The organism is Salmonella sp. 32010601201800023SM (genome assembly GCF_017572235.1).
Classification (GTDB): Bacteria; Pseudomonadota; Gammaproteobacteria; order Enterobacterales; family Enterobacteriaceae; genus Salmonella; species Salmonella enterica.
Genome location: NZ_JAGEQS010000005.1, coordinates 263,515 through 288,854 on the forward strand (window position 1 = coordinate 263,515; position 25,340 = coordinate 288,854).

Annotated in this window: 28 protein-coding genes; 19 read left to right on the top strand and 9 right to left on the bottom strand. The window is 55.0% G+C overall.

Going from position 1 to position 25,340, the window contains the following annotated elements; genetic code table 11:
* Window positions 1-36: 36 nt before the first annotated feature.
* Entirely contained in the window at window positions 37-702 is a 666-nt protein-coding gene (locus tag J4617_RS16505) for a 7-cyano-7-deazaguanine/7-aminomethyl-7-deazaguanine transporter (protein ID WP_001519906.1), read from the bottom strand.
* 169 nt (window positions 703-871) lie between these two features.
* Between J4617_RS16505 and tusA the strand changes: the two genes are divergently transcribed.
* Complete coding sequence (gene tusA / locus J4617_RS16510; RefSeq protein WP_001541054.1) at window positions 872-1,117, top strand: sulfurtransferase TusA; 246 nt, start codon at window positions 872-874, stop codon at window positions 1,115-1,117.
* A gap of 23 nt (window positions 1,118-1,140) precedes the next feature.
* Here tusA and J4617_RS16515 read toward each other — a convergent pair whose 3' ends face one another.
* The 3 genes from J4617_RS16515 to J4617_RS16525 form a co-directional block, all read right to left on the bottom strand.
* The gene (locus tag J4617_RS16515; protein WP_017465328.1) at window positions 1,141-2,784 is read right to left on the bottom strand and encodes a methyl-accepting chemotaxis citrate transducer; all 1,644 of its coding nucleotides are present in this window, start codon (window positions 2,782-2,784) and stop codon (window positions 1,141-1,143) included.
* A gap of 199 nt (window positions 2,785-2,983) precedes the next feature.
* Window positions 2,984-5,182: a Zn(II)/Cd(II)/Pb(II) translocating P-type ATPase ZntA gene (zntA, locus tag J4617_RS16520; RefSeq protein WP_017465329.1), complete on the bottom strand. Its 2,199-nt coding sequence runs from the start codon at window positions 5,180-5,182 to the stop codon at window positions 2,984-2,986.
* An 80-nt stretch (window positions 5,183-5,262) separates the two neighbouring features.
* Complete coding sequence (locus J4617_RS16525) at window positions 5,263-5,889, bottom strand: lysoplasmalogenase (protein WP_000964735.1); 627 nt, start codon at window positions 5,887-5,889, stop codon at window positions 5,263-5,265.
* Between the two features lie 141 nt (window positions 5,890-6,030).
* Between J4617_RS16525 and J4617_RS16530 the strand changes: the two genes are divergently transcribed.
* Window positions 6,031-6,402, top strand: coding sequence for a DUF2500 domain-containing protein (locus tag J4617_RS16530; RefSeq protein WP_000042852.1), 372 nt, complete (start codon window positions 6,031-6,033; stop codon window positions 6,400-6,402).
* 21 nt (window positions 6,403-6,423) lie between these two features.
* On the opposite strand, the gene J4617_RS16535 is transcribed toward J4617_RS16530, so the two are convergent.
* Together J4617_RS16535 and rsmD are read right to left on the bottom strand one after the other, a co-directional pair.
* A complete protein-coding gene (locus J4617_RS16535; protein WP_017465330.1) occupies window positions 6,424-6,693 on the bottom strand; it encodes a DUF1145 family protein in 270 nt (89 codons plus the stop codon).
* Window positions 6,683-7,279 (bottom strand): 16S rRNA (guanine(966)-N(2))-methyltransferase, encoded by a 597-nt coding sequence (rsmD, locus tag J4617_RS16540; RefSeq protein ID WP_000743275.1) that lies wholly within the window; start codon window positions 7,277-7,279, stop codon window positions 6,683-6,685. The genes J4617_RS16535 and rsmD overlap by 11 nt, the downstream gene beginning before the upstream one ends.
* Window positions 7,280-7,404: 125 nt before the next feature.
* Here rsmD and ftsY point away from each other — a divergent pair, with 125 nt between their 5' ends.
* From ftsY to livJ, 5 genes are all read left to right on the top strand, one after another.
* On the top strand, window positions 7,405-8,880 hold the full coding sequence (gene ftsY / locus J4617_RS16545; RefSeq protein WP_001118686.1) for a signal recognition particle-docking protein FtsY: 1,476 nt from the start codon (window positions 7,405-7,407) through the stop codon (window positions 8,878-8,880).
* A 2-nt stretch (window positions 8,881-8,882) separates the two neighbouring features.
* Entirely contained in the window at window positions 8,883-9,551 is a 669-nt protein-coding gene (ftsE, locus tag J4617_RS16550) for a cell division ATP-binding protein FtsE (protein ID WP_000617729.1), read from the top strand.
* Window positions 9,544-10,599, top strand: coding sequence for a permease-like cell division protein FtsX (gene ftsX / locus J4617_RS16555; RefSeq protein ID WP_001081707.1), 1,056 nt, complete (start codon window positions 9,544-9,546; stop codon window positions 10,597-10,599). The genes ftsE and ftsX overlap by 8 nt, the downstream gene beginning before the upstream one ends.
* Window positions 10,600-10,844: 245 nt before the next feature.
* Entirely contained in the window at window positions 10,845-11,699 is an 855-nt protein-coding gene (gene rpoH, locus J4617_RS16560; protein WP_000159621.1) for an RNA polymerase sigma factor RpoH, read from the top strand.
* A gap of 321 nt (window positions 11,700-12,020) precedes the next feature.
* Entirely contained in the window at window positions 12,021-13,124 is a 1,104-nt protein-coding gene (gene livJ / locus J4617_RS16565) for a branched chain amino acid ABC transporter substrate-binding protein LivJ (protein ID WP_001528146.1), read from the top strand.
* An 83-nt stretch (window positions 13,125-13,207) separates the two neighbouring features.
* Here livJ and J4617_RS16570 read toward each other — a convergent pair whose 3' ends face one another.
* A complete protein-coding gene (locus J4617_RS16570) occupies window positions 13,208-13,342 on the bottom strand; it encodes a hypothetical protein (protein WP_001517957.1) in 135 nt (44 codons plus the stop codon).
* Complete coding sequence (gene panM, locus J4617_RS16575; RefSeq protein WP_000778873.1) at window positions 13,320-13,703, bottom strand: aspartate 1-decarboxylase autocleavage activator PanM; 384 nt, start codon at window positions 13,701-13,703, stop codon at window positions 13,320-13,322. The genes J4617_RS16570 and panM overlap by 23 nt, the downstream gene beginning before the upstream one ends.
* A gap of 421 nt (window positions 13,704-14,124) precedes the next feature.
* Here panM and livK point away from each other — a divergent pair, with 421 nt between their 5' ends.
* From livK to ugpQ, 12 genes are all read left to right on the top strand, one after another.
* The gene (gene livK / locus J4617_RS16580) at window positions 14,125-15,234 is read left to right on the top strand and encodes a high-affinity branched-chain amino acid ABC transporter substrate-binding protein LivK (RefSeq protein ID WP_000822976.1); all 1,110 of its coding nucleotides are present in this window, start codon (window positions 14,125-14,127) and stop codon (window positions 15,232-15,234) included.
* A 59-nt stretch (window positions 15,235-15,293) separates the two neighbouring features.
* Complete coding sequence (livH, locus tag J4617_RS16585) at window positions 15,294-16,220, top strand: high-affinity branched-chain amino acid ABC transporter permease LivH (protein WP_000003007.1); 927 nt, start codon at window positions 15,294-15,296, stop codon at window positions 16,218-16,220.
* The gene (gene livM / locus J4617_RS16590; protein ID WP_000803764.1) at window positions 16,217-17,494 is read left to right on the top strand and encodes a branched chain amino acid ABC transporter permease LivM; all 1,278 of its coding nucleotides are present in this window, start codon (window positions 16,217-16,219) and stop codon (window positions 17,492-17,494) included. The genes livH and livM overlap by 4 nt, the downstream gene beginning before the upstream one ends.
* A complete protein-coding gene (gene livG, locus J4617_RS16595; protein ID WP_017465331.1) occupies window positions 17,491-18,258 on the top strand; it encodes a high-affinity branched-chain amino acid ABC transporter ATP-binding protein LivG in 768 nt (255 codons plus the stop codon). The genes livM and livG overlap by 4 nt, the downstream gene beginning before the upstream one ends.
* A 1-nt stretch (window position 18,259) precedes the next feature.
* Complete coding sequence (livF, locus tag J4617_RS16600; protein ID WP_000416114.1) at window positions 18,260-18,973, top strand: high-affinity branched-chain amino acid ABC transporter ATP-binding protein LivF; 714 nt, start codon at window positions 18,260-18,262, stop codon at window positions 18,971-18,973.
* Window positions 18,974-19,104: 131 nt separating this feature from the next.
* Window positions 19,105-19,326: a type II toxin-antitoxin system Phd/YefM family antitoxin gene (locus tag J4617_RS16605; protein WP_001599562.1), complete on the top strand. Its 222-nt coding sequence runs from the start codon at window positions 19,105-19,107 to the stop codon at window positions 19,324-19,326.
* Entirely contained in the window at window positions 19,323-19,691 is a 369-nt protein-coding gene (locus J4617_RS16610; RefSeq protein WP_000174965.1) for a type II toxin-antitoxin system death-on-curing family toxin, read from the top strand. Before J4617_RS16605 ends, J4617_RS16610 begins: the two co-directional genes overlap by 4 nt.
* 258 nt (window positions 19,692-19,949) lie before the next feature.
* Window positions 19,950-21,266: a sn-glycerol-3-phosphate ABC transporter substrate-binding protein UgpB gene (gene ugpB, locus J4617_RS16615; RefSeq protein WP_017465332.1), complete on the top strand. Its 1,317-nt coding sequence runs from the start codon at window positions 19,950-19,952 to the stop codon at window positions 21,264-21,266.
* 104 nt (window positions 21,267-21,370) lie between these two features.
* A complete protein-coding gene (gene ugpA, locus J4617_RS16620; protein ID WP_000094074.1) occupies window positions 21,371-22,258 on the top strand; it encodes a sn-glycerol-3-phosphate ABC transporter permease UgpA in 888 nt (295 codons plus the stop codon).
* Window positions 22,255-23,100, top strand: a complete 846-nt coding sequence (ugpE, locus tag J4617_RS16625) for a sn-glycerol-3-phosphate ABC transporter permease UgpE (RefSeq protein ID WP_000572196.1) — start codon at window positions 22,255-22,257, stop codon at window positions 23,098-23,100. Before ugpA ends, ugpE begins: the two co-directional genes overlap by 4 nt.
* 1 nt (window position 23,101) lies before the next feature.
* Window positions 23,102-24,172: a sn-glycerol-3-phosphate import ATP-binding protein UgpC gene (locus tag J4617_RS16630; RefSeq protein ID WP_000907838.1), complete on the top strand. Its 1,071-nt coding sequence runs from the start codon at window positions 23,102-23,104 to the stop codon at window positions 24,170-24,172.
* Entirely contained in the window at window positions 24,169-24,909 is a 741-nt protein-coding gene (ugpQ, locus tag J4617_RS16635; RefSeq protein WP_000073542.1) for a glycerophosphodiester phosphodiesterase, read from the top strand. Before J4617_RS16630 ends, ugpQ begins: the two co-directional genes overlap by 4 nt.
* Before the next feature lie 12 nt (window positions 24,910-24,921).
* On the opposite strand, the gene J4617_RS16640 is transcribed toward ugpQ, so the two are convergent.
* Window positions 24,922-25,338, bottom strand: coding sequence for a DUF2756 family protein (locus J4617_RS16640; RefSeq protein ID WP_000826041.1), 417 nt, complete (start codon window positions 25,336-25,338; stop codon window positions 24,922-24,924).
* Window positions 25,339-25,340: the final 2 nt, after the last annotated feature.

Sequence of the window (25,340 nt, forward strand, 5' to 3'; positions counted from 1 at the left end):
ATTCGCTCATCTTATCACAACTCGGAAAACGAACCTTTAACTTGCCGGTAATGGGGAAATTTCAGATTTATCTGCCAGCTTTTTCAGCAACATATTCAGTAGAACGCCGTACATCGGCAGGAAGAAAATAATGCTGATGAGCACCTTAAAGCAATAATCCACCAGCGCAATTTCCATCCAGTGTTCGGCCATAAAGGCATCGGGGCTTCGCCAGAACGCAATGAAGAAAAAGGCAAGGGTATCGCTGATATTGCCAAACAGCGTTGAAGCGGTCGGCGCCAGCCACCAGCGACGATTTTGGCGCAGGCGGTTAAACACATGGACATCAAGGATCTGTCCCAGCGCGTAGGCCATAAAGCTGGCGGCGGCGATACGGGCGACAAACAGATTAAAGTTCGCCAACGCGGCGAAACCTTGCCAGGCGCCCATATAGAACAGCGATGACACCACATACGACACCAGCAGCGCAGGGATCATGACGGCGAAGATAATGCGGCGCGCCAGCGGTGCGCCAAAAATACGCACGGTAAGATCGGTGGCAAGAAAAATAAAAGGAAAACTAAACGCGCCCCAGGTCGTGTGGAAACCAAAAATAGTGATGGGGAGCTGCACCAGATAGTTACTGGAAATGATCACCAGTAAATGGAATAGCGATAGCCAGAACAACGCTTTTACGCGCTGTGATTGTGTAAACGGAGTCATATTGTGACCTTTTTGTTGGATGGGGTGAGGGAACCCAATAAAGAACCGCCGCATAATACTGTTTTGCGCTGGCATTGCAATGGCTAATTTTCACGCAATCGTTAACCTGCCTGGCTTACTGACGAAGATGGGCGTAAAATATCGCCGTTTTTCTACCATTGAGACGAAGATGAGCGATCTGTTTTCCTCCCCTGACCATACGCTTGACGCCCTGGGGCTGCGTTGCCCTGAACCGGTAATGATGGTGCGCAAAACGGTGCGCAACATGCAAACTGGCGAAACATTGCTGATTATCGCCGACGATCCGGCGACAACGCGTGATATTCCGGGGTTCTGTACCTTTATGGAACACGATTTGCTGGCGCAAGAGACGGAGGGTCTGCCGTACCGCTATTTATTGCGTAAAGCGCATTAACCGCACGGCAGATAGCATTCTGATTAGAAGCGTTCCCAGTTCGCCTGTTCTGCGGCGGGCTGTGGCGTTAAGCCTTTGCTTAACGGCGTCGGCGACGCCTCCCGACGAGGCTGTTTCTGGATGCGGAACGCGGCGACCGCCTGACGAAGTTCGTTAGCCTGATCTTCCAGCGCCGCCGCCGCTGCTGCGGATTCTTCTACCAGCGAGGCGTTTTGCTGCGTCACGCTGTCCATTTCCGATACCGCCTGCGCCACCTGCTCAATGCCTTTGCTTTGCTCATCGGAGGCAGAGGCGATTTCGCCCATAATATCGGTCACGCGGGTCACGGCGTTAACGATCTCTTTCATGGTTTCTCCCGCTTCGCGTACCTGCGTAGAGCCGGTATCAATGCGCGACACGGAGTTTTCAATCAGCACTTTGATCTCTTTGGCGGCCTGCGCGCTACGGCTGGCCAACGTGCGTACCTCTCCGGCCACAACCGCGAATCCTCGCCCCTGTTCGCCGGCGCGGGCGGCTTCTACCGCAGCGTTCAGCGCCAGGATATTAGTCTGGAAGGCGATACCGTCAATCACGCTGGTGATGTCCACGATTTTTTCCGAGCTTTCGGCGATATCGTTCATGGTGCTCACTACGTTATCCACCACGCGTCCTCCTTTACGCGCGGTTTCTGATGCGGTTTTCGCCAGACCCGTCGCCTGTCGTGCGTTATCGGTGTTTTGCCGTACCGTGGCGGTTAACTGTTCCATGCTGGCGGCGGTCTCCTCCAGCGCCGAGGCCTGCTGTTCGGTACGGGAAGAGAGGTCGCTGCTGCCAGCGGAAATTTCGCCTGCGCCAGTATAGATAGAGTCTGCGTTATCGCGCACCGCGCTGACGGTACGGATTAACGACTGCTGCATCGTTTTGAGACCGGCAGCCAGTTGGCCCATTTCACTGCGTCCTTCGGCCTCTATCTCATGGGTAAGATCGCCGTCGGCGATAGTTTGAATGTGCGCCATAATCCGTTGCAGCGGGCGGAGTAGAACGCGTTGCAGCCCCAGCCAGATAAACGCCAGTACGATGAGCACGATAAGTAGAATTATCCCCAGCGTCCATTGCATCTGGGTAAAACTGCTCTGATTCTGATCGCTGGCTAATTTTATTAATTGCGCATTTTGAGAGAGCCACTTGTCATATACCTGCTCCATGTCATCCTGCGCTTTTTGCGCGTCAAGGTTGCCATAGGCGGCGTAATTATCGGCTTTAAGATAGTGGATAGACTGCTGCAAAACGTCATACATCTGCTTAAAGCTGGCTTCGGCCTGGGCATCCAACGCCGGATCTTTGCCTGCGATCGCTTCGGAGTTCACGTAGTTGTTGAAATGTTTTTCCGCTTCGTTGAGCGACGCGCCAGCGTTGGTTAACAGCGTGTTCATGGCGTCCAGCGAGGCGGGATCGCGCTGATTTTTTAACATGCGTATCGCCACGCGGTTAATGGTAACGCGGGTTTCGATCAATGTCTGAAAACTGCCGCCCAGTTCCTGTTGTTGGTAACTCAGTGCGCTCGCATTCTGGAAATTCAGCCGATCGCTGCTGACGGCGGAATAAAACAGTATTCCTGTCACCAGCAATAAGGCGCTAAATATGCCCAGCGTCGCGATAACGCCGGTGATGACTTTGATATTTTTCATAGTGCCTAACATTCCTTATTTTGTAGACGGTATGATCAATATCGGTTGGATAAAAATTAACCTTACATCAAATCACGCTATTTCTGATTAATGGTTTGATAAGTAATAGAAAATAAATAATTTTCGCGTGAATAATATGTACAAAGAAAGGAATACCGCGGGATAACCCGGCGACACGACGCCGCCGGGCGGGAGAAGATTAGTTTTTACGCAGCAAACGTAGCGCGTTGGCGGTCACCAATACCGTAGCTCCCGTATCCGCCAGGATTGCCAGCCATAGCCCGGTAAAACCCAGTAGCGTCGTCACCAGGAAAATGGCTTTCAGCCCCAGCGCAATGGTGATGTTCTGCCGGATATTCGCGTGGGTAGCGCGCGCCAGCGTAATCATCTGCGCTAACCCGCGCAGACGGTTATGAGTAAGGGCGGCGTCAGCCGTTTCCAGCGCGACGTCAGTACCGCTGCCCATCGCAATTCCGATACTGGCGGCTTTCATCGCGGGCGCATCATTAATGCCGTCGCCCACCATGGCCAGCGGCGCTTGTTGGTTAAGAGCGGTGACTGCCCGCACCTTGTCTTCCGGCAGTAGTCTGGCTTTAAACGCCAGATCCAGCTCGCCGGCAATCGCTGCCGCCGCCCGTGGGTTATCGCCAGTCAGAATCACGCCGTTAACGCCTAACTGATGCAGATCGCGGATGGCGTCGCGCGCATCGTCACGCAACGTATCCTGGAGGGCGAGGACGCCAACAACGGTCTCGTTACGCAGCACCAGAACCACCGTCTGCCCGGCGTTTTCCAGTTCGCTAATTTGCCCGGCAAACGCTGCCGCAGGCTGTTTTCCCGCCGCGCAAATCAGAATACGTTCGCCGTTAACCTGCGCTTCAATCCCGGTGCCGGCCAGCGTTCGCTGCGATTCCGCCGTCGGGATCGCCAGATCGCGTGTCTGCGCTTCGCGGACAATAGCCTGTGCCAGCGGGTGCGTAGCGCCTTGTTCTACGGCTGCCGCCAGCGCCAACAGTTCAGCTTCGCTGATACCGCTTGCCGGATGAATCGCCGTCACCCGTGGTTTACCAATGGTCAACGTACCGGTTTTATCAAAGGCGACCTGCGTGATACGGCCCAGTTGCTCCAGCGCTGCGCCGCCTTTAATCAATGCGCCGCGCCGTGCCGCCGCCGCTAGCCCGGAGGTAATGGCCGCGGGCGTGGAGATCACCAGCGCGCACGGGCAACCGATGAGCAGCAGCGTCAGCCCTTTATAAATCCACTCCTGCCAGCCGCCATCGAACATCAGCGGCGGAATAAGCGTCACCAGCAGCGCGATGACCATAATGACTGGCGTATAGATGCGGCTGAAACGGTCAATAAACCGCTCAATGGGCGCACGGCGCTCTTCCGCCTCTTCAATCAGCGTCAGGATACGGTCAATCGCGCTGGAGCCAGGTTCAGATAACACCTCCAGGGTGACGAGACGGTCAACGCTGGTCGCGCCTGCCGGGACTTTGTCGCCCGTTGCGCGCTCCACAGGGATAGACTCGCCGGTGAGCGCGCTTTCATCAAAGCTGGCGAAACCGGAAACCAGTTTACCGTCGGCGGGTAAACGCCCCCCGGCGGCGACTTCGATAATATCGCCCGGTCGCAGGGTATTAATCGCGACCTCTTCCCGTACGCCGTCGCGCAGACGGGTCGCCGTTTCCGGTTTAAGCGCCATTAACGCGCTGACGCCTTTACGGGCGCGGCTGGCGGCCCATCCTTCCAGGCGCTCGCCGATGAGGAACAGCAGCAATACCATTGCCGCCTCCGCCGTCGCGCCAATAAACAGCGCGCCAATGGCGGCGACGCTCATCAGCGTTTCAATAGCGAACCAACTGCCGCTTTTCATCAGTCGCAGCGCCTGGCGGGCAATAGGATACAGACCGACCAGGGTGGTGGCGATAAAGGCCAGTTGGCCGAACGGGTGGTTAAATTGCTCCAGCCCCCAGCTTATCGCCATCATAATGATCAGCGTAATAAGCGGCAGGTTCTCTTTAAGACGAGATTCAGGTGCGGCGTCGCGCGAATCTTCACTACGCAAGGTATAACCCGCCTTCTGTACGGCGTGTTCAATTTGCGCGCGAAGGTCGGCGTCGGCATCGACCACTAACTTTTCGGTGGCGAACAGCACTTGCGCCTGGTTGACGCCGCGAATTTGGCGTACCGCATTCTCCACTTTTCGGGCGCAGGCGGCGCAGTCCATGCCGGAGATTTTCCAGGTATAGCGCGTGCCTGCCACGGCAGTAGAAACAGGCGCGCTGGACGCGCAATGTTCTTCGCAGCAGCAGCTATCGGCCTTCTGTATTGCCGGGGCTAATCTGAAGGAGGTAAAGGGCGGGACTTTTTTGCCATCGGTATCAGGGGTCGACATAACGTCCTCCGGTTGATGATAATTTTCTCATTAACCGGAGGATACACTCTGGAGTCGACTCCAGAGTCAAGCGCTATTATTTACAGGTACAGCGAGCGAACAATCAGGAAGTGTCCGGCAAAGTAGCAGGCGGCGGCAATTGCGTTATCCGCCCGGAAACGGCGGCGGTAATGGCTACCCAGCCAGACGATATTGCCGATAAACAGCAGCGTCGCGCCGGTAAAGGCCGAAAGGGCTGGCGCCGTTGGACGGAAGAACCACAGTTCGCCCGCCAGCCAGACCATGACCAGCGTCATGGCGATAAAAGTACATACCGGCCAGCGTAGCTCCTCCAGTCGCGTCCAGATAACGGCGATAAGCAACGCGCCGACTATCAGTAACGCCAGCGGCAGCGGCCAGAAGAACGACAACGTCATTTGGCTGGCAAAGTAAATGGTGTAGAGCAGATGCGATAAGAAAAATGCCCCGACGGCGTACAGCAGGCGTTGACGCGGCAAGAGCGTTAACGCATCGCCGACCAGCGAGGCGCACAGTCCGGCCAACACAAGATAACTGATGGCGTCAAACATCGGCGCTTGCCAGGCCAGTAACAGCAACAGTAATAACGTGACGGGCTTAAAAACCCAGCGTTGCCAGGCTGGCCCGCGATAGGAGGCGTCCACATACAGCCATGCGGACAGGCAGACAGCGATAAACGACCAAAGCATCTTAATTCCTTGAATTCGTTATTTTTTCGCAAACGGTATGCTTGCGGCTCTATTATTCAGTGTAGAGGCCGTGACGGTCAGATGACAACACTATAACGGGCAGGGTATGCTTATTTCCGCATTTTCTGACAGGTTAACAGTATGAGTAAGCCACCGCTTTTCTTCATTATAATCATCGCATTAATCGTAGTTGCCGCGTCGTTCCGCTTCGTTCAGCAACGGCGGGAAAAAGCCGCTAATGAGGCGGCGCCGTTACAGCAAAAGCTGGTCGTGGTCAGCAGTAAACGGGAGAAGCCGGTTAACGACCGACGCTCTCGCCAGCAGGAAGTGAGCCCGGCGGGAACCAGTATGCGCTATGAGGCCAGTTTTAAGCCGCTCAATGGCGGTCTCGAAAAAACGTTCCGTTTACAAGCGCAGCAGTACCACGCTTTGACGGTGGGCGATCAAGGTACGCTAAGCTATAAGGGAACGCGGTTCGTCGGGTTTGTTAGCCGTACCCCGGATAACGAATAAACCGTCATCCGGCAGCAAACGTTATTTTTTGTTCTTAAACTTCTTCTGCCAGACCAGCAGCTCAAACACGCCGAACAGGAAAATGCGGGTTTTTTCTCCCGTCGTCATCTGCGGACCCTCTTTCGGTATCGTTGATTTCAGCAGCGCCAGTTGCATACCGTGCATCAGCGCCATGAACACCAACGCCACGTTGACGAAGATATTGAGTGGGCGCGGGAAGGGATGCACCAGATTAAGAATCAAAAATGCCCACACGAAGAGCATTAATAAGCGGCCCAGATTAATCAACATCATTTTCTCCTTGCGCGTCGCGCTGATACAGACGATAAGCGACCTGTCCGGCCACCTTTTCTCGATACAATGCCCAGTTCGCCGGAACGGGCGGCAGACCGTTTTCCACCTCGCTTTCTACGTAGATTAGCGCGTCGTCGGCCAGCCATCCCTGGGTTTCCAGCAATTGTAACGTCTCTTCCAGCAGCCCTTTACGAAACGGCGGGTCGACAAAGACGACGTGATGCGGCGTCCCCGGCTGGCTGAGGAAGGCCAGAGTATTGGTATTGACGACGCGAGCATTGTTGGCTTTCAGCGTCGCCAGATTTTTTTGCAACTGCTGCGATACGGCGCGATCCATTTCCAGTAACGTTGCCTGGGCCGCATAACGCGATAGCGCTTCCAGACCCAGCGCGCCGCTGCCGGCAAAGCAATCCAGACAATGGGCGTCTACCATTACCGGAGCCAGCCAGTTAAATAACGTTTCGCGCACGCGATCGGTGGTGGGACGCAGACCCGGGCTGTCCGGAACCGGTAATTTACGGCCACGCCATTGCCCGCCAATAATGCGGATTTGGCCGCTGCCAGAGTGAGTCGGTTTTTTCATTTCTCTTGCTCGAACCGCCTGTTGCAAGTTATTCCAGGCGGTGATGTGAATTAAGTTAAGTGATAGACTATTTCATCATTTTTTTAGCTTCCATGTATATAGCGCCGCGAGGGGTGTAGTCGCAGATGGCAAAACAGAAAAAACGTGGCTTCTTTTCCTGGTTGGGCTTCGGTGATAAAGAGCAGAAGCAGGAACAGACCGAAGAACAGCAGATTGTTGAGGAACAACGACCGGTTGAGCCCCCTGTTGAAACGGCGGCAGACGTAGACGCGCAAACGCCCGCACACAGCAAAGCAGAAACCGAAGCCTTTGCGGAAGAGGTGGTGGACGTTACTGAGAAAGTTCAGGAGAGCGAAAAACCGCAGCCGGTAGAGCCGGAGCCCGCGGCGGCCATTGAGACGGCAGCGCCGCAGATCGCGGTGGAACGCGAGGAATTGCCGCTGCCGGAAGAGGTCAAAGACGAGGCTATCTCGCCGGAAGAGTGGCAGGCCGAAGCGGAAACCGTAGAGGTCATTGCTGCGGTAGAAGAAGAGGGCGAAAACGCGGCGAAATTCACCGACGAAGAGCTGGAAGCGCAGGCGCTGGCCGCTCAGGCGGCGGAAGAGGCGGTGATGGTTGTTCCGCCAGCGGAAGAAGATGCGCCGGTGGAAGCGATCGTTCAGGAGCAGGAAAAACCGACTAAAGAAGGTTTCTTTGCCCGCCTGAAACGCAGTCTGCTGAAAACCAAAGAAAATCTCGGTTCCGGATTTATCAGTCTGTTCCGCGGCAAGAAAATCGACGATGATTTGTTCGAGGAGCTGGAAGAGCAGTTGCTCATCGCTGATGTCGGGGTGGAAACCACGCGTAAGATTATCGCTAATCTGACGGAAGGCGCCAGCCGCAAACAGCTTAAAGATGCCGAGGCGCTGTATGGTCTGTTGAAAGACGAGATGGGCGAGATTCTGGCGAAGGTAGACGAACCGCTTAATATTGAAGGTAAAACGCCTTTTGTTATTCTGATGGTTGGCGTGAACGGCGTGGGTAAAACCACTACTATCGGTAAACTGGCGCGCCAGTTTGAGCAGCAGGGTAAATCAGTGATGCTGGCGGCGGGGGATACTTTCCGCGCGGCGGCGGTCGAACAGCTACAGGTCTGGGGACAGCGTAACAACATTCCGGTTATCGCCCAGCATACCGGCGCGGACTCCGCCTCGGTGATTTTTGACGCTATCCAGGCCGCGAAGGCGCGTAATGTGGATGTGTTAATTGCCGATACGGCAGGGCGTCTGCAGAACAAGTCGCACCTGATGGAAGAGCTGAAAAAAATCGTTCGCGTCATGAAAAAGCTGGACGAAGAAGCGCCACATGAAGTTATGCTGACCATTGACGCCAGCACCGGACAGAACGCGGTAAGCCAGGCCAAACTGTTCCATGAAGCGGTAGGCTTAACCGGTATTACCCTGACCAAGCTGGACGGTACGGCGAAAGGCGGGGTGATTTTCTCGGTAGCTGACCAGTTTGGCATTCCTATCCGTTACATTGGCGTGGGCGAACGTATCGAGGATTTGCGTCCGTTTAAGGCGGACGATTTTATTGAGGCACTTTTTGCCCGAGAGGATTAACAATGATTCGCTTTGAACATGTCAGCAAGGCCTATCTCGGCGGGAGACAAGCGCTGCAGGGAGTGACATTCCATATGCGGCCAGGCGAGATGGCGTTTCTGACCGGCCACTCCGGCGCGGGGAAAAGTACCCTGCTGAAGCTAATCTGTGGGATTGAGCGGCCCAGCGCCGGCAAAATCTTCTTCAGCGGGCATGATATTACGCGCCTGAAAAACCGCGAAGTGCCGTTTTTGCGCCGCCAGATTGGGATGATTTTCCAGGATCACCATCTGCTGATGGATCGCACGGTCTATGACAATGTGGCGATACCGTTAATCATTGCTGGCGCCAGCGGCGATGATATCCGTCGTCGTGTGTCGGCGGCGCTGGATAAGGTTGGACTACTGGACAAAGCGAGAAACTTCCCGATTCAACTCTCCGGAGGCGAACAACAGCGCGTGGGCATCGCCCGCGCGGTGGTCAATAAGCCAGCGGTATTGCTGGCGGATGAACCGACCGGGAACCTGGACGACGCGTTGTCGGAAGGGATTTTACGTCTGTTTGAAGAGTTTAACCGCGTAGGGGTGACGGTACTGATGGCGACGCACGATATTGGACTTATCTCCCGTCGTTCCTATAGGCAGCTCGTCCTGAGCGATGGACATCTGCATGGAGGCCTGGCCAATGAATAGGCGCGACGCGATTAACCAAATCAGGCAGTTCGGCGGACGGCTGGATCGACTGCGTAAGTCTCGCGGCGGAACAGGCGGCGGGCGCAACGCGCCAGGACGCCAGAAGCCGACGCCGAAACCAAACTCACGTAAAACAAATGTCTTTAATGAACAGGTGCGCTATGCCTGGCACGGCGCGCTGCAAGATCTGAAAAGCAAACCGCTGGCGACGTTTCTGACGGTGATGGTGATCGCCATCTCCCTGACGCTGCCCAGCGTCTGTTACATGGTCTATAAGAACGTCAACCAGGCGGCGACTCAGTATTATCCGTCGCCGCAGATCACCGTTTATCTGCAAAAAACGCTGGATGATGACGCGGCGGCGCGAGTTGTTGGGCAGCTTCAGGCCGAGCAGGGCGTTGAGAAGGTCAACTACCTGTCCCGTGAGGACGCGCTGGGAGAATTCCGCAACTGGTCGGGTTTTGGCGGCGCGCTGGATATGCTGGAAGAGAACCCGCTACCGGCGGTGGCGGTGGTGATCCCCAAGCTGGACTTCCAGAGTACCGCCTCGCTTAATACGCTGCGCGACCGTATCTCGCAGATTAACGGCATTGACGAAGTCCGCATGGATGATAGCTGGTTTGCGCGCCTGGCGGCGCTCACCGGGCTGGTGGGCCGCGTGTCGGCGATGATCGGCGTGCTGATGGTCGCGGCGGTCTTTCTCGTTATCGGCAACAGCGTGCGCCTGAGCATTTTTGCCCGTCGCGATACCATTAACGTGCAAAAGCTGATTGGCGCGACCGATGGCTTTATCCTGCGTCCGTTCCTCTATGGCGGCGCGTTGCTCGGTTTTTCCGGCGCGTTTCTTTCACTGATATTGTCTGAAATTTTGGTGATGCGTTTATCATCGGCGGTGACTGAAGTGGCGCAGGTCTTCGGCACGAAGTTTGATCTCAATGGCTTATCGTTCGATGAGTGCCTGTTGCTGCTGCTGGTCTGTTCCATGATTGGCTGGATCGCCGCCTGGCTGGCCACGGTGCAACATTTACGTCACTTTACTCCCGATTGATAAAATCGTGGTATAATCTTTCCCTGCAATGGGCTTCCGTTCGCAGGGAAAGAGTCCCTGTTGTCTCTTCCCCGCGCGTCATCTTTATGTCACAAGATTTGTGCAAATTATGCACAGTGTTACATTGAACTTGTGGATAAAATCACTGTCTGATAAAAGAGTGGGTGATATTCTCGTTGCTCATCGGCTTTGGCACGGTTGTTGCTCGCTGACGGTGCCAGGCAATACTGATTGAGAGGATTTGAATGACCAAAGAAATGCAAAATTTAGCTTTAGCCCCTGTTGGCAACCTGGAATCTTATATCCGGGCGGCGAACGCGTGGCCGATGTTATCGGCTGACGAGGAGCGGGCATTGGCTGAAAGGCTGCATTACCAGGGCGATCTGGAAGCAGCTAAAACGCTGATCCTGTCTCACCTGCGCTTTGTTGTTCATATTGCTCGTAACTATGCGGGCTATGGTCTGCCGCAGGCGGATTTGATCCAGGAAGGCAACATCGGCCTGATGAAAGCCGTACGTCGTTTCAACCCGGAAGTAGGCGTGCGCCTGGTCTCCTTCGCCGTACACTGGATTAAAGCAGAAATTCACGAATACGTGCTGCGTAACTGGCGTATCGTTAAAGTCGCAACCACGAAAGCGCAGCGTAAGCTGTTCTTTAATCTGCGTAAAACCAAGCAGCGTCTGGGCTGGTTTAATCAGGATGAGGTTGAAATGGTGGCGCGCGAACTGGGTGTTTCCAGTAAAGACGTGCGTGAGATGGAGTCGCGTATGGCGGCGCAGGACATGACGTTTGACATGTCTTCGGACGATGAGTCCGACAGCCAGCCAATGGCGCCGGTGCTGTATCTGCAGGATAAATCGTCTAACTTTGCCGACGGCATTGAAGACGATAACTGGGAAGAGCAGGCCGCTAACCGACTGACCGATGCGATGCAGGGGCTCGACGAGCGTAGCCAGGATATTATCCGCGCTCGCTGGCTGGACGAAGACAATAAGTCTACGTTGCAGGAGCTGGCCGATCGTTACGGCGTCTCCGCTGAGCGTGTGCGCCAGCTTGAAAAGAACGCCATGAAAAAGCTTCGCGCTGCGATCGAAGCGTAATCTTCGCGAATTGCCAATGAACCCTCGAATGTGAATTCGGGGGTTTTGTTTTTTGTAGGCCGGATAAGGCGTTTACGCTGCTATCCGGCAACACGTTTGCCCGATGTCGCTTCGCTTATCGGGCCTACGGGCCCTTCCTCTCCCCCACCGACACAAATCTGTTATCTGGATGTAAATTTAGCTATTCCAAAATAATAAAAATCGGGTATGTTTTAGCAGAGTATGCTGCTAAAGCACGGGTAGCTAGCCAATAATCGAAATAAAGTGCTGAACAATAACACCACAACACACGTAACAACCAGAATAATGGGGATTATCAGGATGAATATGAAGGGTAAAACGTTATTGGCAGGATGTATCGCCCTGTCATTAAGCCATATGGCATTCGCAGAGGACATTAAAGTCGCGGTTGTCGGCGCGATGTCCGGTCCGGTGGCGCAGTATGGCGACCAGGAATTTACCGGTGCGGAGCAGGCAATTGCCGATATCAATGCGAAAGGCGGTATTAAAGGCGATAAGCTCGTCGCGGTGAAATATGACGACGCCTGTGATCCGAAACAGGCGGTAGCGGTCGCTAACAAAGTGGTGAACGACGGCATCAAGTATGTTATCGGTCACTTATGCTCCTCTTCCACACAGCCAGCGTCTGATATCTACGAAGACGAAGGCATCCTGATGATAACCCCGGCGGCGACCGCGCCGGAGCTGACCGCGCGCGGCTATAACCTGATTTTGCGCACCACCGGTCTGGACTCTGACCAGGGGCCAACGGCGGCAAAATATATTCTGGAGAAGGTAAAACCGCAGCGCATCGCGATTATCCACGATAAGCAGCAGTACGGCGAAGGGCTGGCGCGCGCGGTGCAGGACGGTCTGAAGAAAGGCGGCGTTAACGTCGTATTCTTTGACGGCATCACCGCCGGCGAAAAAGATTTCTCCACTCTGGTAGCGCGTCTGAAAAAAGAGAATATCGACTTTGTCTACTACGGTGGTTATCACCCGGAAATGGGGCAGATTTTGCGCCAGTCCCGCGCCGCAGGGCTGAAAACCCAGTTTATGGGGCCGGAAGGGGTGGCGAACGTGTCGCTGTCTAACATCGCCGGAGAGTCGGCGGAAGGCTTACTGGTCACCAAACCGAAGAACTACGATCAGGTGCCAGCGAACAAACCGATTGTGGATGCCATCAAAGCCAAGAAACAAGATCCTAGCGGCGCATTCGTGTGGACCACCTACGCCGCGCTGCAATCGTTGCAGGCGGGGCTGAACCACTCCGACGATCCGGCGGAAATCGCCAAATACCTGAAAGGCGCCACGGTCGACACCGTAATGGGACCGCTGTCGTGGGATGAGAAAGGCGATCTGAAAGGATTTGAGTTCGGCGTGTTTGACTGGCATGCGAATGGTACGGCGACGGACGCCAAGTGATTTTCCTGGCGCCTTTCGCGCTGCAGGTGCGTTGGCTACGTTATTCAACCCCGGTCACTTACTTATGTAAGCTCCCGGGGATTTCATAACTTGCCGCCTGCCTGCAACGCGAAATTCTTGGAAAATTGCGAGGTGGTTTTTATCTTTTCTCCCGGCATGTAGGCCGGATAAGCGTCAGCGCCATCCGGCTTTCTTTTAGCGCTTCTCCCAGCCGTCATGCTGGGCGGTAAAACCTAACGCCTGCATAAACGCGGCCATCACGCTGCGGTCTTCAACACCGACATCCGCCATCCACCACGACGAGACGTTGGGATTATCGCGGATGACTTCTTCTACCAGGTATTGCCCGACGCCGCGGCGACGGGTGATTTCACGCACGCGTAAGGAATCCAGCGCGCCCTGCGTTCCGCTCAGCGTCACTCTTACGGCGCCCAACAAACGCTCGTTAAACCGCGCGGCATAAATCCGGTGCGTTTCATCTACGCTTAATGAGGAGGCGGAATATTCCGGCCAGATTTTGCCCAGATCGATCTGATCCTGAGCGCTAAAGTGTTCTAAACGAAGAATGGTCAGCTTCATCGACGGCTTGTCCCGATTTCAAAAGATGCGATCAGTGTACCGAAACAGGCAGGCCAGATGCTTTCTCTTTTTTGTGTCATTTACCAGGTTATTAATTTTTTAACAACGATAATTACAGTTTGAAGCATTAGAGAATGGAAAACAGGCAGCATAATTCCCTGAATGCTAGTGAATTATTCCGCTTAATATGCCGTTATTTTATGCTGACAAGCGTGCTTTTTTTTGTTTATCTATAGCGAAAAGCAGAATATTATCTTTTCTTAATAGACTGAAAAATAGAGATTTTAATCTTATTATGCTTTAAATGCTGCGCTAACTCATTAATGAGTCAGTAAAAAGCGCACCATTTATAAAAAGTACAGTCTGCTTTTTAACCAGCAAAAAACAAAACATATAACATCACGAATGGGGATACAGGCACATGAAACGGAAAGCGAAAACAATAATCGCAGGGATTGTTGCATTAGCAGTCTCGCAGGGGGCAATGGCAGATGATATTAAAGTCGCCATAGTCGGGGCGATGTCCGGCCCGGTAGCGCAATGGGGCGATATGGAATTTAACGGCGCGCGCCAGGCCATTAAAGACATCAACGCTAAAGGCGGTATTAAAGGCGATAAGCTGGTCGGCGTAGAGTACGATGATGCCTGCGATCCAAAACAGGCGGTGGCGGTGGCCAACAAAATCGTTAACGACGGTATTCAGTACGTTATTGGTCACTTGTGTTCTTCTTCTACTCAGCCAGCATCCGATATCTATGAAGATGAAGGTATTCTGATGATCTCCCCGGGGGCGACTAACCCGGAGCTGACCCAGCGCGGCTATCAGTACATTATGCGTACCGCCGGCCTGGACTCCTCCCAGGGGCCAACGGCCGCGAAATACATCCTGGAAACGGTGAAACCGCAGCGCATCGCTATCATTCACGATAAACAGCAATACGGCGAAGGACTGGCGCGCTCCGTGCAGGATGGTCTGAAGCAGGGCAATGCCAATATTGTCTTTTTTGATGGTATTACCGCCGGCGAAAAAGATTTCTCCGCCCTGATTGCCCGCTTGCAAAAAGAGAATATCGACTTTGTGTATTACGGCGGCTACTACCCGGAAATGGGGCAGATGCTGCGCCAGGCGCGGGCTAATGGCCTGAAAACGCAATTTATGGGGCCGGAAGGCGTGGGTAACGCGTCGCTGTCCAATATTGCGGGCGGTGCGGCGGAAGGCATGTTGGTGACGATGCCAAAACGTTATGACCAGGACCCGGCGAATAAGGCGATTGTTGAGGCGCTGAAAGCCGACAAGAAAGATCCCAGCGGTCCGTATGTCTGGATCACCTACGCCGCCGTCCAGTCGCTGGCGACCGCAATGACGCGTAGCGCCAGCCATGCTCCACTGGATCTGGTGAAAGATCTTAAAGCGAACGGGGCTGATACCGTTATTGGGCCGCTGAAATGGGATGAAAAAGGCGATCTTAAGGGATTTGAATTTGGCGTCTTCCAGTGGCACGCCGACGGCTCGTCAACCGTCGCGAAGTAATGCCAGAAGATAAGTTATCCCACCGCCCGCACGCCGGGCGGGTTTAAAAAGGTTACCTTATGTCCGAGCAGTTTCTCTATTTCTTGCAGCAGATGTTTAACGGCGTCACGCTGGGGAGCACCTACGCGCTGATTGCTATCGGTTATACGATGGTGTACGGCATTATCGGCATGATCAACTTCGCTCATGGCGAGGTGTATATGATCGGCAGCTACGTCTCTTTTATGATCATCGCCGCGCTAATGATGATGGGAATAGACACCAGTTGGCTCCTGGTGGCCGCCGGATTTATCGGCGCGATTATTATTGCCAGCGCCTACGGCTGGAGTATCGAGCGAGTCGCTTACCGGCCCGTGCGCAATTCCAAGCGCCTGATCGCCCTGATTTCCGCCATCGGGATGTCCATCTTTCTGCAAAACTACGTCAGCCTGACGGAAGGTTCGCGCGACGTGGCGTTACCCAGCCTGTTTAACGGCCAGTGGATTGTGGGCAGCAGCGAAAACTTTTCCGCATCCATCACCACCATGCAGGCGGTTATCTGGATAGTCACCTTTCTGGCTATGCTGGCGCTCACCATTTTCATTCGCTACTCCCGGATGGGCCGCGCCTGCCGCGCCTGCGCGGAGGATCTGAAAATGGCCAGCCTGCTCGGCATTAATACCGACCGCGTCATTGCGCTAACGTTTGTTATCGGCGCGGCAATGGCGGCGGTGGCGGGCGTGCTGCTCGGTCAGTTCTATGGCGTAATTAACCCCTACATCGGTTTTATGGCCGGGATGAAAGCGTTCACCGCGGCGGTGCTGGGCGGGATTGGCAGCATTCCGGGCGCGATGATCGGCGGTCTGATTTTGGGCGTCGCCGAAGCGCTCTCGTCTGCATATTTAAGTACCGAATATAAAGATGTCGTGTCGTTCGCTCTGCTGATTCTGGTACTGCTGGTGATGCCGACCGGTATCCTGGGGCGTCCGGAGGTAGAGAAAGTATGAAACCGATGCATATTGCGATGGCTCTGTTCTCTGCGGCGATGTTCTTCGTTTTGGCTGGCGTCTTCATGGGCGTACAACTGGAGCTGGACGGCACCAAACTGGTGGTGGATACCGCCGCCGACATCCGCTGGCAGTGGATCTTTATCGGTACGGCAGTGGTTTTTTTCTTTCAGTTGCTGCGTCCGATGTTCCAGAAAGCGGTGAAGCACGTCTCCGGACCGAAGTTTATTCTGCCGGCGATCGATGGCTCTACCGTTAAGCAAAAGCTGTTTCTGATGGCGCTGCTGGTTATCGCCGTGGCATGGCCGTTTATGGTGTCGCGCGGTAGCGTCGATATCGCCACCATGACCATGATTTATATCATCCTCGGTCTGGGGCTGAACGTGGTGGTGGGGCTGTCCGGTCTGCTGGTATTGGGCTACGGCGGCTTTTACGCCATCGGCGCTTATACCTTTGCGCTGCTCAACCACTATTATGGTTTGGGTTTCTGGACCTGCCTGCCGCTGGCGGGACTGGTCTCCGCCGCTGCTGGTTTCCTGCTCGGCTTCCCGGTACTGCGTCTGCGCGGCGACTATCTGGCGATTGTGACGCTCGGCTTCGGCGAAATCGTCCGTATCCTGCTGCTCAACAACACTGAAATTACCGGCGGCCCGAACGGCATCAGCCAGATCCCCAAACCGACGCTGTTTGGTCTGGAGTTTAGCCGCAACACCCGCGAAGGCGGCTGGGATACCTTCAGCAATTTCTTTGGCGTGAAGTACGACCCATCCGACCGGGTCATTTTCCTCTATCTGGTGGCCCTGTTGCTGGTGGTCCTGTCGCTGTTTGTCATTAACCGCCTGCTGCGTATGCCGCTGGGCCGGGCGTGGGAAGCGTTGCGTGAGGATGAGATCGCCTGTCGCTCATTAGGTTTAAGCCCGACGCGCATCAAGCTGACCGCTTTTACTATCAGCGCCGCGTTTGCCGGTTTCGCCGGGACGTTGTTTGCCGCCCGCCAGGGCTTTGTCAGCCCGGAATCTTTCACCTTCGCCGAATCCGCCTTCGTGCTGGCGATTGTGGTGCTGGGCGGAATGGGCTCGCAGTTTGCGGTGATCCTGGCGGCGGTTCTGTTGGTGGTGTCGCGCGAGTTGATGCGCGATTTCAACGAATACAGCATGTTGATGCTCGGCGGTTTGATGGTGTTGATGATGATCTGGCGCCCGCAGGGATTGCTGCCGATGACGCGTCCGCAGTTGAAGCTGAAAAGTGGTCAGGCGAAAGGAGAGCAGGCATGAGTCAGCCATTATTAGCGGTTAACGGCCTGATGATGCGCTTTGGCGGTTTGCTGGCGGTCAACAATGTATCGCTGGAATTGCGTGAGCGGGAAATTGTGTCGCTGATTGGCCCTAACGGCGCGGGTAAAACGACGGTGTTTAACTGCCTGACCGGTTTTTATAAGCCGACAGGCGGTACGATCATGTTGCGCGAGCGGCATCTGGAAGGGTTGCCGGGCCAGCAGATCGCCCGCATGGGCGTGGTACGTACTTTCCAGCATGTTCGCCTGTTTCGCGAAATGACGGTGATTGAAAACCTGCTGGTGGCGCAGTACCAGCAACTGAAAACGGGCCTCTTTTCCGGCCTGTTGAAAACGCCCGCTTTCCGCCGCGCGCAAAGTGAAGCGCTGGACCGCGCGGCGACCTGGCTTGAGCGTATTGGCCTGCTGGAACATGCCAACCGCCAGGCCAGTAATCTGGCCTACGGCGACCAGCGTCGGCTGGAGATTGCCCGCTGCATGGTGACGCAGCCAGAAATTCTGATGCTCGACGAACCGGCGGCTGGTCTTAACCCGAAAGAGACCAAAGAGCTGGATGAGCTGATTGCCGAACTACGTAACCATCACAACACCACTATCTTGCTGATTGAACACGATATGAAGCTGGTGATGGGCATTTCCGATCGCATTTACGTGGTGAACCAGGGCACGCCGCTGGCGAACGGCACGCCGGAAGAGATCCGCAACAACCCGGACGTCATCCGCGCTTATCTGGGTGAGGCATAAGATGGAAAAAACGATGTTAACGTTTGAAAAAGTCAGCGCCCACTACGGCAAGATTCAGGCGCTGCACGACGTCAGTCTGCACATCAACCAGGGGGAAATCGTTACCCTGATTGGCGCTAACGGCGCGGGGAAAACGACGCTGCTTGGCACCTTGTGCGGCGATCCGCGCGCCTCCAGCGGACGGGTGGTGTTTGACGGTAAAGACATAACCGACTGGCAGACGGCGAAAATCATGCGTGAAGCGGTGGCGATAGTGCCGGAAGGGCGGCGCGTCTTCTCGCGGATGACGGTAGAAGAGAACCTGGCGATGGGCGGTTTTTTTGCCGAGCGCGATCGGTTTCAGGAGCGTATCAAGTGGGTGTACGAGCTGTTTCCGCGCCTGCATGAGCGCCGTATCCAGCGAGCGGGCACCATGTCCGGCGGCGAACAGCAGATGCTGGCGATTGGCCGCGCGCTGATGAGCCAGCCGAGGCTATTGCTGCTGGATGAACCGTCGCTGGGGCTGGCGCCGATCATCATCCAGCAGATCTTCGACACCATTGAGCAGTTGCGCGAGCAGGGTATGACCATCTTCCTTGTCGAGCAAAACGCCAACCAGGCGCTGAAGCTCGCCGACCGCGGTTATGTGCTGGAAAACGGCCACGTAGTGCTATCCGATACCGGTGATGCGCTGCTGGCGAACGAAGCGGTGCGCAGCGCCTATCTGGGCGGTTAGACTGTGCCAGGGGGAAGCGCGTGCGCCGCCCCCCGGTAACGGCAAGCGGTAAAATTTTTCAAAAGAGCCTGATGGCTCTTTTTTTGTACATGTTTGTTGTACAATAAACATGTACAACTGGGGAGGTGTTTATGCGTACGGTTAACTATAGCGAAGCGCGGCAAAATCTGGCCGAAGTCCTGGAAAGTGCGGTGACGGGGGGCCCTGTCACCATCACGCGTCGTGGGCATAAGTCCGCAGTGATCATCAGCGCCGAGGAGTTTGAGCGTTATCAGACGGCGCGAATGGATGATGAGTTTGCTGCCATTATGGCGGTTCATGGCAATGAGCTCAGGAAGCTGGCGGATAAATGACCCTACAACTTATCTCAGCGGAAGAGATAATTCAGTTTCACGACAGGCTTCTCCGCGTTACGCCTGGTGTAACAGGCATGCCTGATCCTGGCCGCGCGGAAGCGCTAATGTATCGGGTACTCAATCAAATCGAATATGAAGGGGTGACCGACGTGTGGCTGCTGGCGGCAATGCATTTGCTTGCTATATCCCGTGGGTATATCTTCAATGATGGTAACAAACGCACCGCCTTATTTATTACGCTGCTGTTTTTAAAGCGTAACGGGATCTCACTCGCTGCGAATCCGGATTTTGTCGATATGACAGTCGATGCGGCGGCAGGGCGGCTTACGCTGGAGCAAATTGCCGTTCGCTTACGTGCCTGAGACGTTAATCCCGGCGACGCTCCGTCTGGTTGGGTTACGGCATGTGCGCCGCCCCCGAGAATAACGTCGTACCTATTCGTGCCGTAGCTCCCACTTTTCTTTTCCGGCGCTTTCACTGCCTTGCCATCTCTCTGTCGCCTTACTATCTTTTTTTTGTAATAAAAAAGTTATTTTTCTGTCATTCGAGCATGTCATGTTACCCCCGCGAACATAAAACGCGTGATATCGCGCATCCCGGCACAAAAAGAGAGATAACCGATGATATCGTTACGACATACAGCTTTAGGACTGGCGCTGAGTCTGGCATTTACGGGTCAGGCGTTGGCCGTCACCACTATTCCATTCTGGCATTCAATGGAAGGGGAGTTAGGCAAAGAAGTTGATTCACTGGCGCAACGTTTCAACCAGGCCAATCCGGATTACAAAATCGTTCCGGTCTATAAGGGGAACTATGAACAGAACCTGAGCGCCGGGATCGCGGCATTCCGTACCGGCAACGCGCCGGCAATATTGCAGGTTTATGAGGTTGGGACGGCGACCATGATGGCCTCGAAAGCCATTAAGCCGGTTTATGAAGTGTTTAAAGACGCCGGTATTAACTTTGACGAGTCCCAGTTTGTACCGACCGTTGCAGGCTACTACACCGATGCTAAAAGCGGGCATCTGCTCTCCCAGCCCTTTAACAGTTCCACGCCGGTACTGTACTACAACAAAGACGCCTTTAAGAAAGCCGGTTTAGATCCGGAACAGCCGCCGAAAACCTGGCAGGAGCTGGCTGACTATACCGCGAAACTGAGAGCGGCAGGCATGAAATGCGGTTACGCCAGCGGCTGGCAAGGCTGGATCCAACTGGAAAACTTCAGCGCCTGGAACGGCCTCCCCTTCGCCAGTAAAAAAAATGGCTTTGACGGTACAGATGCGGTGCTGGAGTTTAATAAGCCAGAGCAGGTGAAACATATCGCGCTGCTGGAAGAGATGAATAAAAAAGGCGATTTTAGCTATGTTGGGCGTAAGGACGAGTCTACCGAGAAGTTTTATAACGGTGACTGCGCGATGACAACCGCGTCCTCCGGTTCGCTCGCCAATATCCGCCAGTATGCCAAATTTAACTATGGCGTGGGTATGATGCCGTACGACGCTGATATCAAGGGCGCGCCGCAAAACGCCATTATCGGCGGAGCCAGCCTATGGGTCATGCAGGGTAAAGATAAAGAAACCTATACCGGCGTCGCCAAATTCCTCGACTTTCTGGCAAAACCGGAAAACGCTGCTGAATGGCATCAAAAAACTGGCTACCTGCCGATTACCACCGCCGCCTACGAGCTGACCCGCGAGCAGGGTTATTACGATAAAAACCCCGGTGCGGATATCGCCACTCGCCAGATGTTGAATAAACCGCCGTTACCCTTCACCAAAGGCTTGCGTCTGGGCAATATGCCGCAGATTCGTACCATCGTGGACGAAGAGCTGGAAAGCGTCTGGACCGGGAAGAAAACCCCACAACAGGCGTTGGATACCGCAGTGGAGCGCGGGAATCAGTTGCTGCGTCGTTTTGAGAAAGCGAGCAAATCTTAAGTGTATAAGTGCCTGGTGGCGCTGCGCTTATCAGGCCTACAGCGTTTGTAGGCCGGATAAGGTGCTTGCACCGCCATCCGGCACCTTCCAGGAAAAGAACCTTCATGTCATCATTCCGTCCGGTGTTCCGCTCGCGCTGGCTGCCGTATTTACTGGTTGCCCCGCAGTTGGTTATCACCGTTATTTTCTTTATCTGGCCTGCGGGCGAAGCGCTGTGGTATTCGCTGCAAAGCGTCGATCCGTTTGGTTTTTCCAGCCAATTTGTCGGGCTGGAGAATTTCGTCGCGCTTTTTCACGACAGCTATTATCTCGACGCCTTCTGGACGACGATTAAATTCAGCGCGCTGGTCACGTTTAGCGGCCTGCTGGTCTCGCTGTTTTTCGCCGCCCTGGTGGATTACGTGGTGCGCGGCAGCCGTTTTTATCAGACGCTGATGCTGCTGCCTTATGCCGTCGCGCCCGCCGTCGCCGCCGTATTGTGGATTTTCCTGTTTAACCCAGGGCGGGGATTAATCACCCATTTCCTCGGCGAATTCGGCTATGACTGGAACCACGCGCAAAACAGCGGTCAGGCGATGTTCCTGGTGGTATTTGCGTCAGTCTGGAAGCAGATTAGTTACAACTTTTTATTCTTCTTTGCCGCGCTGCAATCCATTCCCCGCTCGCTGGTGGAAGCGGCGGCCATTGACGGCGCCGGGCCGATTCGTCGTTTCTTCCGGCTTTCTTTGCCGCTTATTGCGCCGGTCAGTTTCTTCCTGCTGGTGGTCAACCTGGTGTATGCCTTTTTCGACACCTTCCCGGTGATCGACGCCGCGACCGCCGGCGGGCCGGTACAAGCCACCACGACGCTGATTTATAAGATCTATCGCGAAGGGTTTACCGGCCTGGATCTCTCGGCGTCCGCCGCGCAGTCGGTGGTGTTGATGTTCCTCGTCATCATTCTGACGGTGGTGCAGTTCCGCTATGTGGAAAGTAAGGTGCGTTACCAATGATAGAGAATCGTCGCGGGCTGACAATATTCAGCCATACCATGCTGATTCTGGGGATCGCGGTCATTTTGTTTCCGCTGTATGTCGCGTTTGTCGCGGCGACGCTGGACGACCGCGCGGTGTTTGAGACGCCGATGACGCTGCTTCCCGGCACGCAGTTACTGGAGAATATCAAAACTATTTGGGTCAACGGCGTCGGTGTTAATAGCGCGCCATTCTGGCTGATGATGCTTAACAGTTTCATTATGGCGTTCAGCATTACGGTAGGCAAAATCACGGTATCTATGCTTTCCGCATTCGCCATCGTCTGGTTTCGTTTTCCCCTGCGTAACCTGTTCTTCTGGATGATTTTTATCACCCTGATGTTGCCGGTTGAAGTGCGTATCTTCCCGACGGTGGAAGTGATCGCCAACCTGAAAATGCTCGACAGCTATGCCGGTCTGACGCTACCGCTGATGGCGTCCGCTACCGCCACTTTCCTGTTTCGTCAGTTCTTTATGACGCTTCCGGATGAACTGGTGGAGGCGGCCCGTATTGACGGCGCGTCGCCGATGCGCTTTTTCCGCGACATCGTGTTGCCGCTGTCAAAAACCAACCTGGCGGCGTTATTCGTCATCACCTTTATCTACGGCTGGAACCAGTATCTGTGGCCGCTGTTGATTATCACCGACGTGAATCTTGGCACTGCCGTAGCGGGTATCAAAGGGATGATCGCCACTGGCGAAGGTACCACGCAATGGAACCAGGTGATGGCGGCAATGCTGCTGACCCTTATTCCCCCGGTTGTCATCGTTTTAGCCATGCAGCGCGCGTTTGTGCGTGGCCTGGTCGATAGTGAGAAATAAAATGGCTGGTTTAAAACTACAGGCAGTAACCAAAAGCTGGGACGGCAAAACCCAGGTCATTCAACCGCTGACGCTGGACGTGGCGGATGGCGAATTTATCGTGATGGTCGGGCCGTCCGGCTGCGGCAAATCAACGTTGTTGCGGATGGTGGCCGGTCTGGAACGCGTGACCAGCGGCGATATCTGGATTGATCGCAAACGTGTCACCGAGATGGAACCCAAAGATCGCGGCATCGCGATGGTATTTCAGAACTATGCTCTCTATCCCCATATGAGCGTAGAGGAGAACATGGCGTGGGGACTAAAAATTCGCGGTATGAGCAAAGCGCATATTGAAGAACGCGTGCGGGAGGCGGCGCGCATTCTGGAGCTGGACGGCCTGCTTAAACGCCGTCCACGCGAGCTTTCCGGCGGTCAACGGCAGCGCGTGGCAATGGGGCGCGCGATCGTCCGCGAGCCGGCAGTCTTCTTATTCGACGAACCGCTCTCTAACCTCGACGCCAAGCTGCGCGTGCAGATGCGTCTGGAGTTACAGCATCTGCATCGTCGTCTTCGTACCACCTCGCTCTATGTTACTCACGATCAGGTAGAGGCGATGACGCTGGCCCAGCGGGTGATGGTGATGAATAAAGGTGTCGCAGAACAGATTGGCACGCCGGTAGAGGTATATGAAAAACCGGCCAGTCGCTTCGTGGCGAGCTTTATCGGCAGCCCGGCGATGAACCTGTTGGATGGCGTTATCAGCGCTTCCGGCGACCGTTTCGAATTGCCTGGCGGTCTGGCGTTACCGATAGGTGCGGACTATCGGGGTCATGCCGGACGTAACATGACGCTGGGTATCCGACCGGAGCATATTGCGTTAAGCTCGCAGGCGGAAGGCGGCGTGCCGCTAACGGTAGATACGCTGGAGATTCTGGGCGCGGATAATCTGGCGCATGGGCGCTGGGGCGATCAGAAACTGGTGGTGCGGTTGGCGCATCAGCAGCGCCCGGCGGCGGGCAGTACGCTATGGCTGCATCTGCCGGAACATCAGCGGCATCTTTTTGATGGCGAAACAGGACAACGTGTATGAGTAACTGGCCTTATCCCCACATTGTCGCCCATCGCGGCGGCGGTAAACTGGCGCCGGAAAACACTCTGGCGGCGATTGACGTGGGCGCGCGATACGGGCACACCATGATTGAGTTTGATGCCAAGCTGTCGAAAGACGGCGAAATTTTCCTGCTGCATGACGATAACCTGGAGCGCACTAGCAACGGTTGGGGCGTGGCGGGCGAGTTGAACTGGCAGGATTTATTGCGTGTGGACGCTGGCGGTTGGTTTAGCGGCGAATTTAAAGGCGAGCCGCTGCCGCTGCTCTCGCAGGTGGCGGAGCGCTGCCGTAAACACGGCATGATGGCGAATATTGAGATCAAACCGACAACGGGGAGCGAAAGGCTAACAGGACGCGTCGTGGCGTTGGCCGCCCGCGAACTGTGGGCCGGGATGACGCCGCCGCTGCTTTCTTCCTTTGAGATAGAGGCGCTGGAAGCGGCGCAGGCGGCAGCACCTGAACTGCCGCGCGGGTTACTGCTGGATAAATGGCGTGAAGACTGGCGTGAACTGACGACCCGTCTGGGCTGTGTTTCCCTCCATCTCAACCATAAATTACTCGATGAGACGCGAGTGCAAGAGATTAAGGCCGCGGGTCTGCGGATTCTGGTGTATACCGTCAATCAGCCCCAGCGGGCGGCAGAGCTGCTGCGCTGGGGCGTGGATTGTATCTGCACCGATCGCATTGATGACATCGGCCCTCACTTTCAGTTTTAAGGGCCGTCAGTTTTAAGGGCTGATGGTTTTCAGCGGGATGTCAGGCTGCGGCGTCCCGCTGTCCTGCTGCAACATTGGCTGGGAATGGTTTAGCATCCGGTCCGGATTTCCGCTGCCGCTGAGCATTCCGCCCTGCGTATTGGGCAGCGTTTGCTGACCGAGCATACCGTTGCCCGGCTGTCCCTGCTGAACCCGCTGCGTATTGGCATTCAACTGCGACTGTAGATTTTGCTGCTGGCTGCGCGCCTGCGTTTGCATCTGTTGTTTCAACATACCCTGCTGCTGAATCTGCTGCGTTTGCATCTGCGTCTGCATACGCTGCTGGCTGGGGATCTGATAACCTGGCTGATTAGGATTATTCATAGTGTTAATTGGCTGGGCCAATACAGCAAAGGGTAACAAAGCCGTAATAAGTAGTAAGCGTTTCATTG